This window comes from Sphingobacterium alkalisoli, from assembly GCF_005049105.1.
Taxonomy (GTDB): Bacteria; Bacteroidota; Bacteroidia; order Sphingobacteriales; family Sphingobacteriaceae; genus Sphingobacterium; species Sphingobacterium alkalisoli.
The window spans coordinates 237,694-248,987 of sequence record NZ_SUKA01000005.1; the positions used below are offsets into that span (position 1 = coordinate 237,694).

Annotated in this window: 12 protein-coding genes; 9 read left to right on the forward strand and 3 right to left on the reverse strand. The window is 38.5% G+C overall.

Going from position 1 to position 11,294, the window contains the following annotated elements:
* Positions 1-5: 5 nt before the first annotated feature.
* The 3 genes from FAZ19_RS16745 to FAZ19_RS16755 are packed head-to-tail and all read left to right on the forward strand — an operon-like array spanning position 6 to position 1,784.
* Entirely contained in the window at positions 6-554 is a 549-nt protein-coding gene (locus FAZ19_RS16745) for a YeeE/YedE family protein (RefSeq protein ID WP_136821898.1), read from the forward strand.
* 3 nt (positions 555-557) lie between these two features.
* On the forward strand, positions 558-971 hold the full coding sequence (locus FAZ19_RS16750) for a YeeE/YedE family protein (protein ID WP_136821899.1): 414 nt from the start codon (positions 558-560) through the stop codon (positions 969-971).
* 12 nt (positions 972-983) lie between these two features.
* Complete coding sequence (locus FAZ19_RS16755) at positions 984-1,784, forward strand: sulfite exporter TauE/SafE family protein (RefSeq protein WP_136821900.1); 801 nt, start codon at positions 984-986, stop codon at positions 1,782-1,784.
* Positions 1,785-1,873: 89 nt separating this feature from the next.
* Here the strand turns inward: FAZ19_RS16755 and FAZ19_RS16760 are convergent, their stop codons facing one another.
* Together FAZ19_RS16760 and FAZ19_RS16765 are read right to left on the reverse strand one after the other, a co-directional pair.
* Positions 1,874-2,083, reverse strand: coding sequence for a hypothetical protein (locus FAZ19_RS16760; protein ID WP_136821901.1), 210 nt, complete (start codon positions 2,081-2,083; stop codon positions 1,874-1,876).
* A 234-nt stretch (positions 2,084-2,317) separates the two neighbouring features.
* Complete coding sequence (locus tag FAZ19_RS16765; protein WP_136821902.1) at positions 2,318-2,848, reverse strand: YceI family protein; 531 nt, start codon at positions 2,846-2,848, stop codon at positions 2,318-2,320.
* A gap of 226 nt (positions 2,849-3,074) precedes the next feature.
* Here FAZ19_RS16765 and mnmE point away from each other — a divergent pair, with 226 nt between their 5' ends.
* The gene (gene mnmE, locus FAZ19_RS16770; RefSeq protein ID WP_136821903.1) at positions 3,075-4,454 is read left to right on the forward strand and encodes a tRNA uridine-5-carboxymethylaminomethyl(34) synthesis GTPase MnmE; all 1,380 of its coding nucleotides are present in this window, start codon (positions 3,075-3,077) and stop codon (positions 4,452-4,454) included.
* Between the two features lie 85 nt (positions 4,455-4,539).
* Positions 4,540-5,355: a ZIP family metal transporter gene (locus tag FAZ19_RS16775; protein WP_136821904.1), complete on the forward strand. Its 816-nt coding sequence runs from the start codon at positions 4,540-4,542 to the stop codon at positions 5,353-5,355.
* 238 nt (positions 5,356-5,593) lie between these two features.
* Here FAZ19_RS16775 and FAZ19_RS16780 read toward each other — a convergent pair whose 3' ends face one another.
* Positions 5,594-5,917 (reverse strand): YegP family protein, encoded by a 324-nt coding sequence (locus FAZ19_RS16780; RefSeq protein WP_136821905.1) that lies wholly within the window; start codon positions 5,915-5,917, stop codon positions 5,594-5,596.
* Positions 5,918-6,115: 198 nt separating this feature from the next.
* On the opposite strand from FAZ19_RS16780, the gene FAZ19_RS16785 reads away from it, so the two are divergent.
* From FAZ19_RS16785 to FAZ19_RS16800, 4 genes are all read left to right on the forward strand, one after another.
* Entirely contained in the window at positions 6,116-7,105 is a 990-nt protein-coding gene (locus FAZ19_RS16785; protein ID WP_211245523.1) for a Gfo/Idh/MocA family protein, read from the forward strand.
* A 702-nt stretch (positions 7,106-7,807) separates the two neighbouring features.
* Positions 7,808-8,758: a bifunctional molybdenum cofactor biosynthesis protein MoaC/MoaB gene (gene moaCB, locus FAZ19_RS16790; protein ID WP_136821906.1), complete on the forward strand. Its 951-nt coding sequence runs from the start codon at positions 7,808-7,810 to the stop codon at positions 8,756-8,758.
* Between the two features lie 2 nt (positions 8,759-8,760).
* Complete coding sequence (locus tag FAZ19_RS16795; RefSeq protein WP_136821907.1) at positions 8,761-9,945, forward strand: molybdopterin molybdotransferase MoeA; 1,185 nt, start codon at positions 8,761-8,763, stop codon at positions 9,943-9,945.
* 31 nt (positions 9,946-9,976) lie between these two features.
* On the forward strand, positions 9,977-11,293 hold the full coding sequence (locus FAZ19_RS16800) for a NarK family nitrate/nitrite MFS transporter (RefSeq protein WP_136821908.1): 1,317 nt from the start codon (positions 9,977-9,979) through the stop codon (positions 11,291-11,293).
* Position 11,294: the final 1 nt, after the last annotated feature.

Below are 11,294 nucleotides of genomic sequence, written 5' to 3' on the forward strand. Positions count from 1 at the left end.
ATGTTATGGAAGTACTATTAGATCCTTGGCCATGGTATGTTGGAGGCGCCTTGGTCGCAATTATTATGTTAATGTTGATTATTCTGGGTAAAAGCTTTGGATTTTCTTCCAATTTCAGGACACTTTGCTCTGTATTTGGAGCTGGGAATAATTGCGATTTCTTCAAATTTGATTGGAAGGCACAGCGGTGGAATCTTTTGTTTCTTGTAGGCGCTATAATAGGTGGGTTTATTGCAGTACACTATCTGTCTAACAATCAGATTCCCGAAATTAATGAAAGCACAGTGTCCCGGTTGCATGAACTGGGTTTCAAAAGTGCAGGAAAGGCATATGTCCCTTCTGAGATATTTGGCCAACTGACCACAAAAAATCTGCTAATCCTTTCTGTTGGCGGTTTGTTGATTGGTTTTGGTACACGATACGCGGGAGGATGTACTTCCGGGCATGCCATATCTGGGCTGAGTGACTTCCAACTGCCTTCTCTAATCGCTGTCATTGGATTTTTTATTGGTGGCTTATTGATGGTTCACGTATTGTTTCCTTTAATCTTTTAAGAAATGAAGAATTTAGTGTATATTTTTTTAGGAGTAGTTTTTGGTCTTGCTATGTATAAAGCTGAGGCTGCGTCCTGGTTCCGGATATATGAAATGTTTAATTTTGATTCCTTTCATATGTATGGTTTTATTGGTACCGCACTACTTGTCGGAGCAGTAGGTCTGCAACTGTTCAAAAGATACGATACAAAGGACATAAACGGTGAAAAAATCGTGATAAAACCAAAAGACAGGTCAATAGTACGCTATTTAATAGGCGGTATTCTATTTGGATTAGGATGGGCTTTGGTCGGTGCATGTCCTGGTCCCATCTTTGTTCTTTTAGGAGCGGGAATATGGCAGATATTAATTGTTATTGTATTTGCTTTATTAGGTACTTATCTCTACGGGCTCATTAAAGATAAACTCCCACATTAAATATCTTAGCAAATGATTGTTTTAGGGATACTGTTGGCTATTGTGGTAGGGATTACGTTAGGACTAGTGGGTAGTGGTGGAACAATATTGACTGTCCCCATTTTTGTCTATATCATGGGGGTAGATCCTATTATATCTACTACCTATTCATTGTTTGCCATTGGAGTCACTTCGTTTATCGGCGGCATCCGTGGTATTATTACGCGAAATGTGGATATTAAAAAAGCGTTGACATTCGGTATCCCTTCGCTGCTCATGGTCTATCTTACTCGCATGTTCATATTGCCGCTGGTACCTGATGTATTTGTCATCGGTTCCTATTCAATACATCAGAAGAAAGCTCTCATGATCTTATTCGCTGTAGTCATGTTGGGATCTTCAATTTCGATGATAAGGAGGCGAGAAGAACAAATAGAACAGAATAAAGAAAAAGAGGCGTCTATTAGTAAGGTAGTTGTAGACGGGGGGGGTGTAGGGCTGGTGACGGGGTTAGTTGGGGCTGGGGGAGGTTTTTTAATTATTCCCGCTTTGGTTAATTTTTTTCAAATGCCGATCAAAAGAGCCGTGAGTACATCTTTAGTTATCATTGCTGTCAATTCTTTTTTTGGATTACTTGGAGATACAGAGAAATTTGATAGATTTGACTGGCAGATATTATTAAGTTATACTGTTGCGGTTATTGTTGGGATGTTTGTTGGCTTTTCTATATCAAAAGGAGTGGACGGGTCGAAGTTGAAGGTTATTTTTGGTTATCTAGTTTTGTTTATAGGAATCTATATCCTTCTTTCTGAGTTCATTTTGCAGAAGTTCTAAATAAGCCGTCCGGCTTACCTCTATCCAACAAAGCACTTCAGCGACTAGGCCGCTAATAAAGGTTATTACCTATAGGGCACTTTTTTAACTTATTTCTTCTTTACTTTCTCTTTCGGTCGGATGTTCGGATCGTTAGGCATATCATTTATTTGTTCCATTTGGGCATCGACCCCCGCTTCCGCGTCGGCATGTTGTTTTTTATCTTGCTTTTTATTTACGACGGACGTTAGCCCCCGTTCGGTAGCTTCCTTCGTTTCTTTCTTGATACCGCTAAGGTTATTTTCTACTTTTGTTGGCATAATTTATATAGTTTAAAAAATAAAAAAATTTAATCTCTACTTTAAAAACAAACCAAAATAGAAGTTTCTTCGCAATAAATACGTGATTTTCTAAGTAATAAATACGCTAATTTTAGCAATTAAGCGTTTCGATAAGATAGGTTAGCGTAACTAAGCCGCTAATAAGCAGCGTTGTCTAACTAAAGAAAACGCTGCTTGTTTAGAAAAAATAATACGTTTATTTAAGGTTATGGATTAGTTTTCACTTAATATAAATTGTATATCAGCCTGGAATTTCACATCTTCACTCACCATTACGCCCCCCGTTTCCAATGCAGCATTCCATGTTAATCCAAATTCTTCGCGGTTTATTTTACCCGTTACGGTATAACCTATCTTTTTGTTTCCCCATGGATCTTTCGCGACACCTCCGAATTCTACTTGGAAAGTTGTAGGTTTCGTCACCTCTTTAATCGTAAGATTACCCACTAATGTAAATTCAGCATCAGAGACCTTTTTAATCTCTGTAGATTGAAATGCGATCTTTTTGAAATTTTCAATATCGAAGAAATCAGGACTTTTCAAATGCTTATCACGCTGTTCATTTTTTGTATTGATCGAATCGGTTTGAATGCTCACCTCAATTACAGCATTCACGATATCTTCTGTAGGACTGTTTACCGTAATGTCAAAATCATTAAATTGTCCTTTAACACTTGATATCATCATGTGTCTTACCTTAAATTCAATTTCACTGTGTGCTTTGTCTAAATTCCAAGTTGCCATAGTCGTAATTTTTATATTTTATAATTTGTTGTTTAACTATTTTAATCAGCTTAGTTCGCTGAATGTAGAAGCAAAGATCTCAATTAAAATCTCTACAAAACTTAACATAGATTAAGAAATTTATTTTCTGCGTAATTGCATCTCGCATGTGTGCCTTGACGTCAATTTTTAGTATAATCTTTCTGATGCTATATACTAATCGGTGCAAAGCCGTACCTTTGTCCATATGTCTACAGCAGGATTAATTTCACAGGATACGATCGTGGCCTTGGCCACTTCTTCAGGTTCAAATGGAGCAATTGCCGTGATACGTGTTTCAGGATCTGAAGCGATACGCATTACCAACGCTATATTTAAAGGTAAAGATTTAACCCAGCAGCCTTCACATACGATTCATTTTGGAACAATTCGTGAAGGAGAAGATATTATTGATGAAGTATTGGTCTCCCTTTTTATCGGCCCTAATTCATATACCAAAGAAAATTCGGTAGAGATTTCTACTCATAATTCAACATATATTATAGAGCGGGTAGTCAGTCTTTTGATAAAAAAGGGAGCGCGTGCCGCAAAGGCAGGAGAGTTTACATTGCGTGCTTTCCTAAATGGTGGATTAGATCTTTCTCAGGCCGAAGCGGTAGCTGATTTGATCGCGTCCAATTCGGCGGCCTCGCATCAAATTGCTATGCAACAGATGCGAGGAGGATTTTCTAACCAATTGAAAAAGCTTCGTGAAGATTTGGTGCATTTTGCCTCCTTAATAGAATTAGAATTGGATTTTTCCGAAGAGGATGTTGAATTTGCAAATCGGGATCAACTTAAGAACTTAATTCAGCAAATCTACACTGTTATCAATAAGCTTGTATCCTCATTTGAACAAGGTAATGTTTTGAAAAACGGTGTTCCCATCGTTATCGCTGGGAAACCGAATGTTGGTAAATCTACATTATTGAATGCATTATTAAACGAGGAGCGTGCGATTGTATCTGAGATTGCGGGTACTACGCGCGATACAATAGAAGATGAAATTAATATCCATGGGGTTACTTTTCGTTTTATTGACACAGCAGGTATTCGGGAAACCACGGATATTATTGAAGCGAAAGGAGTGGAGCGCACCCGGGAGAAGATGAAGCAAGCCCGTTTGATCGTTTATTTGTTCGATCCCACGCAGGATCAGATTACTAATGTTTGGATACAGATTGAAGAAGTTAAATCCTTGGGAATTCCCTTTATCACGATCATTAATAAAGCTGATTTATTGAGCGAACCGCAAAAAGTCGAATTTAATATTTTGAACCCATTATTTATCTCGGCTAAAGAGCAACAAGGTATAGAAAAATTGAAAGATGAATTGCTCAATCAAGTCAACCTGGCGAATATAAATACAGACGATGTGATGGTGACAAATATTCGACATGTAGAAGCTTTGCAAAAAACACAACAATCATTGGAAAAAGTATTATATGGAATTGAGAATCCTGTGACTTCAGACTTTTTGGCCATGGATATACGTCAAGCATTACACCACCTCGGAGAGATAACAGGAGCGGTCACTACGGATGATTTACTCGATAATATTTTTTCTAAATTCTGTATAGGGAAGTAGATTTTTTTTGTATTAGAGATATGATATAATATATGTAATTTTAGGACCTACTCCAACTTATTGGACACGATTAACGATTATTTTTATGGATGATATTATTCTTTATTTTGAAAATCTAGATCCCATTCTTGGTGCTTTTTATGCAACTACTTTTACGTGGCTTGTCACTGCAGTAGGCGCGTCAACCGTGTTTTTTTTCAAAGCAATCAATCGTAATTTTATGGATGGTATGCTCGGTTTTACAGGTGGGGTGATGGTTGCGGCAAGTGTATGGAGTTTGTTGATCCCAGCTATGAATATGAGTGAGGGGGAAGGTTTTGTAAAAGTATTACCAGCTATTTTAGGCTTTCTGTTCGGTGCTGGTTTTTTGTATGCCCTCGATAGATTACTGCCTCATTTACATGTCAATTTTAAACAGGTTGAAGGTGTAAAAACCCCGTGGCAGAAAACAACACTATTGGTGCTTGCCATTACGCTGCATAATATTCCCGAGGGACTTGCTGTAGGCGTTTTGTTTGGAGGAGTTGCTGTGGGGCTCCCGGAGGCCAGTATAGCAGGAGCGGTAGCGCTGGCGATTGGCATCGGACTACAGAATCTTCCGGAAGGAATTGCCGTAGCCATGCCGTTACGTCGATTAGGGATGAGTCGTAAAAAAAGTTTCTTTTATGGGCAGTTCTCCGCTATAGTTGAACCCATAGCGGGAGTCGTCGGTGCTTTAGCGGTTACTGTTTTTACACCAATTTTACCTTATGCCCTTGCATTCGCTGCAGGAGCCATGATTTTCGTAGTTGTAGAAGAAGTTATTCCCGAAGCACAGCAAAATAAAGATTCAGATATCGCCACCATAGGGTTCATTATCGGTTTTTTGATTATGATGTCCTTAGATGTAGTTTTAGGATAAATAAGAAAGTAAGACCTATTCAACAACAACTGCAATTTTACATGAATTATATCGATGTATTTTATGAAAAAGAAGTCTTATCAGCGTCGAAAGTTAACGTTGTTTCATGAACAGATTAAAATTTGGTAGGCGGCATTAGATAGCATTTTCCTGAAAACAAAGACCAGAAATGATAAGAAATCTGGTCTTTGTTTTTTGAATGTGTCTATTTTCATCCACCATCTGTTATCGTTTGCCTTTATTCTTCTGTCGTTGCTGAAGGAGCATTCTCTTTTACTGAATTTATACCGTTATTTCGCCCGGATTCGCTTTCGTACATTTCACTGCTGCCAATCACCTGACCATTCGTTGATTTAAGGTTGAAAAAATATTTACCATTGGACGAATTCTTTTTTTCGAATCTAGCGTCGACTTGTGCATTTTTTTTTACCGACTCTATGCCTTTTAGACAGTTTGCTTTTGTGGAGTATCCTTCACTGGTCAGTATTATCTGTCCATTCCCTGCTTTAAGATTGAATTGAAATTCTCCATTTTTTCTTGTACTTACTACAAATTTTCCCATTGCTTTAGTTTTATATGGTTTATATCCTACATACAATATACCTACTTTAGGTACGTATTTATACCCTAAAATAAGGAATAATAATAGAAAATAAAAATCTCTTTTAGCAAATAGCTCCCCTTGTGCTGATACACCGCATTGTAAATATTTAATTTTTGATTATATTGAACCTATTTAACACAATAAAGAAACGGACCTATGGATTTTAAGAAATTGGATACGATACAGTGGGGAATGATCGGTACAGGAGATGTGACTGAAGTAAAGAGCGGGCCAGCATTTTCCAAAATACAAAATTCAAGATTAGTGGCTGTGATGGCGCGTACTTTGGATCGAGTAAAAGACTATGCCGAAAGGCATAATGTTCTCACCTACTATACAGATGCACAGCAATTAATAGACGATCCACAGGTAAATGCGATTTATATTGCCACACCGCCCAATACACATATGGAGTATGCGATTAGAGCGATGAATGCTGGAAAGCCGGTGTATGTTGAGAAGCCGATGGCCATGAGCGTAAAAGAATGCGAGCAGATGAATAACATATCCAAACAGACAGGAGTTCCTCTTTTTGTTGCTTTTTACAGGAGAGGAATGGAATACTTTAATCAGGTAAAAGAGCTGTTGAGTGAGGGTAAAATTGGAACGGCCCTTACAGTCGATACCAAAATAGTACAATCTCCCTTTGCAAGTGATCTTGATCCTGAGAAGCACAGCTGGCGAATCGAGAGAAGCATTGGTGGTGAAGGATATTTTGTTGATCTTGCTCCCCATACATTCGATATATTAGATTATTTATTGGGTGAAATTAAGATCGCAAGTGGATATGCTATCAATATTGCAGGGAATTACGAAGTCGCAGACACCGTTGCCACAAGTTGGAAATTTAAATCCGGTGTTTTAGGGACAGGGCTCTGGACCTTTTCAAGTACGCAATCTGTAGAGTCGGATGCTGTGGTTATCACTGGGACTCGCGGTACTATTTCGTTCAGTATCTTCAAACAGACGCCAATAGAAGTGCGCACAGATACGGGAGTAGAAAGGTATGATTTTGATAGACCACAGCATATACAGATGGGGCTCATTCAAATGATCGTAGACGAACTGATCGGGAAAGGTATAAGCCCCTCCACAGGAACGTCAGGAATACGGACTGCAAAAGTAATGGAGCAAATCCTCCGCTGATTGTTCAACGTGATCGCAGCATTGGTTGAGATGGGGAAACTTAAACAAGTAAGTTTCCCCATTCCCGTAATTTATACATTTAACACGTATTCTCAGCATTATAATGCTGAGAAAGATACGTGTTAATTACGTTCAATAGAAATTTTACTTCCTAAGTAATCTATTAGATTCCTCTATCCCCTGATTAATCCTGCGAATATTTAAATATGTACTGGTTTTATATATAGTACTTAAGGGTGTGGAGCTGTATTTCTTAATTATTTCAATTTTATTCGTCTCTTTTTGTTTTTTTTAATAGTTATCTGTGTTATTTTATTCTATTTACTTTTAAAATAGGGTGTTTTATTTGTTTTAAGTCTTATTTGTTTAAATAAATGTCATATTAATTTTCATTATTTGTTATATATATCATATTTTTACAATGATTTATATTTGAAATATGCAATTTTGTGTTATTGATGTTGTATTTTGTTTAATTTGTTATATAATTACTATTAAAAATGGTAGTTTTTTATGTGAAAATTAAAATATTATATCAATTTATGTCCTGTTTTTATTAAAGTAATCATAAACTATCTATTCTTGATAGCTGTAGGCCGGATAAATTGAACGAGTTTAAGATATTAATCAGCTTGATGTATTAATTAGTGATATAAGGACGGATTTTATTTCCAGAAACTAGATTTTTGAACAATTTTTAATATGAGAGATATCAGTCGCAAACAAATGACATTACGAACAGCTCACGCGATAGCTATCGTCTATTGTTCTGATGAGACCATTTCATTGATTGAAGGTAATCAACTACCTAAAGGAAATTTATTTGATGTAGCACGTGCCGCAGGGTTTATCGGTGCAAAGCTAACACCGCAGTTGCTTCCTCATTGTCATCCGGTGGGCATAGATGGAATGGATATTTCTTTTGAATATCTTTCTCGGGTAGCACATCCGACATATTTTTCAGATCCAGACCTTCCATCTCACGGCGTGTTGATTTCAGTCACAGCCAAGTCTATCGGCCGTACAGGAATAGAAATGGAATCGCTTACGGCCGCAAGTATCGCCGCGTTAGAGATTTATGATATGCTAAAACCTATTGATCAAAAGCTTGAAATCGGGAGCATTAAATTACGTAAAAAAACAGGTGGGAAAACGGATAGTCGCCGCTATCTGGGAATGACCGCTACATGTGCCATACTCGTATGTTCTGATTCTACTGCTGCTGGTTCTCGTACTGATAAAAGTGGTGTACTGATCAAAAAAATATTGGAAGATCACAAAGCAAACGTTATAGATTATCAAATTATACCCGATGACAAAGATTTGATACAGAGTCAGATTCGTGAATGGGTGAAGTCGGATGTTCATTTTATTTTCACAACAGGCGGAACAGGCCTAGGGCCCCGAGATAACACGGTAGCTGCTGTTTCAGAAATATTGGAAAGAGACGCGAATGGGATTACTGAAGCAATGAGAGCTTTTGGCCAAATGCGTACCCCGATGGCGATGATGAGCCGGTCGGTTGCAGGTGCAATAAAGCAAAGTCTCGTTATAACGCTTCCAGGTAGTACCACTGGGGCTCAAGAATCGCTGGATGCAATTTTACCCGGTGTTTTTCATGCTCGGAAAATGATGTTAGGAGGAGGTCATTAACAATGGAAACGTTCGATAGCGCAAAATTATTACTTCAAAAAATAGCAGGTTCATTCGGTTGCGAAGAAGTCGATCTAGCTGATGCTGATAATCGATTTTTGGCGATAAATGTAACCGCTGACCGAGATTATCCTCCTTTCAATCGAGCTGCAATGGATGGCTATGCACTACAAATTGGAGATTGGAAAAGTGGAATACGCAGCTATGAGGTTATTGAAGTAGTATACGCTGGCGCAAGACATAAGCAAGAGTTAAAAAAGGGACAATGTTATAAAATTATGACAGGTGCAGCGTGTCCCGATGGGGTAAATGCTGTTGTTAAGCGAGAAGATGCTATTGAGATGGATGGTTTAGTAAGTTTTGCCATCGATCGTGTCATAGAATTCCAGCATATCGCTCGGCAAGGCGAGGATATAAAACAAGGTGAAACGGTTGTTCGCTCACCTCAGAAGTGTGATGCACAGTTAATTAGCATGTTAGCTGCCCTAGGTATATCACGTGTGACTGTATATACGCTTCCTTCGGTTGCCGTTGTAACAACCGGATCAGAGATCGTACAGCCTGACTTGCCGGCAGGTCCTTTTCAAATTAGGAACAGTAATCAATTTCTGCTGAAGGCCTTATTGAAAAAATGGTCGATTATGCCGCAGCTTTGTACGCATGTTGCTGATGATATTCCTTCGCTCAAAGTAGTTCTCGGCAAAGCATTAAAACATGATATCACTTTGATAAACGGAGGAGTTTCGGCGGGAGATGCAGATTATATCCCTTCGGTGCTGAGTGATTTAGGAATAGAAATCCTGTTTCATAAAGTTTGTATCAAACCAGGTAAGCCGATTTTAGTTGGTCGGACAGCTAGAAACGGGATTGTATTTGCATTACCCGGCAACCCTCTGTCATGCCTTGTGACCTTCACCGTATTTGTAGAAGAATATCTATACCGTAGTTTTCAATATGAAGAGCGATTGATCTACAGCCTTCCGATCTTGGAATCTAGATGCAAGAAAAACGAACTGACTGAGTTTTTCCCTGTGAAAATCCATCCATCAGATGGCGGACTGATCACCTTGAAGAATAATGGTTCCGGGGATATTACCGCCGCGTTGGGAGCGAACGGGTTAGCGATACATCCCGATTATATAGCAGAGGTAGCAGCGCATACCTGTGTATACTTTTATCCCTTATAATAGTTAATTCAATCATCCTAAAAAATAACTCATGAAAGAAACACTTAAACCACTGACTACTCTTCGTATCTTTTCCATCAAAGGTATTCAAATGCGTACTTTTCACATTACCTGGATCACCTTTTTTTTCTGCTTCTTTGGATGGTTTGGCGTAGCGCCATTAATGCCACTTATAAGAGAACAATTAAATTTAAGCAAAAGTGAGATCGGAAATATCATTATTGCATCCGTTTCTGCCACCATTGTAGCCAGACTCATTATTGGAAAATTATGTGACACCTTAGGCCCACGGTTATCCTACACTATTTTATTAGCAGTAGGTTCGCTACCCGTTATGCTAATTGGCTTAAGTAACAGCTATGAGTCTTTTTTGTTGTTTAGATTTTTCATCGGAATAATAGGCGCTTCGTTTGTGATTACGCAATTTCATACGTCGATGATGTTTGCACCCAACGTAGTTGGTACAGCAAACGCCGTCACTGGTGGGTGGGGAAACCTAGGAGGAGGAGTAACGAATTTAGTTATGCCACTAATTGCGGCGGGTTTTGTAGGAATGGGGTTGGTAAGTCAATCTAATTCATGGCGAATAGCGATGGTAGTACCTGGTGTTATTCTACTGATTATGGCTTTTATTTATTACAAGTATACCAAAGATACCCCGGAAGGAAACTATCGTGAATTAGCTCTTGAGAAGAGTAAGAAAAAAGCTGCAGAGAAAGGAACATTTATAAAGGCGCTAAAAGATTACCGTGTATGGGCTTTAACGTTTGCTTATGCCGCGTGTTTTGGAATCGAGATTACTGTGGATAATGTGGCTGCTACGTTTTTTACCGATCAGTTTGGAACAAGTATGATAATGGCGGGTGCCATGGCTAGTATATTCGGTGGGATGAATATTTTTGCCAGAGCGTTAGGGGGAATCGTAAGTGATAAGATTGGTAAATCCTATGGCTTGAAAGGTAAGGGTATTTTGTTAGGCGGCTTACTAATGCTCGAAGGTATAGGAATCGGACTGTTTGCACAATCGAACACGCTCGCAATGGCTATAGTAACGATGCTATTATTTGCACTCTTTCTTAAGATGGCAAATGGTTGTACCTATGGCATTGTACCTTTTATCAATAAAGATTCCATTGGCACGATAAGCGGAATAGTAGGTGCCGGTGGAAATATAGGTGCTATGCTTGTTGGATTTTTATTTAAATCTGAAAACTTAACGTATGCAGATGCTTTCCAATATATCGGTATTGGAGTCACAATAATCGGTGCCATTGTACTTATTACTAAATTTCAATTGAAACCTTTTAGCAAGTCGGCTTCAGTTTCTCTTGAACTACAAAACAAATAGG